The following is a 278-nucleotide window of genomic DNA, read 5'->3' as shown; positions in this document are numbered from 1 at the left end:
GCCCTACACCGGTGCCATCACCGAAGTATTTTTTGTCTTTTACTGATGAGCCAGCAAAGGCGAAATCTTTACCAGCAGGTTGCTTGAGGAATCCTTCGCTGGCAGCACCTTCATCTTGTAACGCAGCATCCAGACGTCCTGCAGCCAGATCGGAATAGACCAAATCCTGGTTGGCATAGGCCACCACATCCACGCCTTTACTACGCCAGGTCTCGTTAGCGTAAGCTTCCTGGGTTGATCCCTGCAGCACACCAACATGTTTACCTTTCAGTGAATCC

1 protein-coding gene is annotated in these 278 nt (G+C 51.1%); it reads right to left on the bottom strand.

Translation table 11 applies throughout. From position 1 onward, the window contains the following. Nucleotides 1–278 (bottom strand): transporter substrate-binding domain-containing protein (locus V5P19_RS23465; protein WP_334407943.1); only part of this gene is annotated, 278 nt, incomplete at both ends.

Origin of the sequence: Enterobacter sp. UNJFSC 003 (genome assembly GCF_036903355.1) — a bacterium.
Lineage (GTDB): Bacteria > Pseudomonadota > Gammaproteobacteria > Enterobacterales > Enterobacteriaceae > Enterobacter.
Note: the sequence above shows the minus strand (reverse complement) of the source record. Positions and strands in the feature narration are given on the sequence as shown.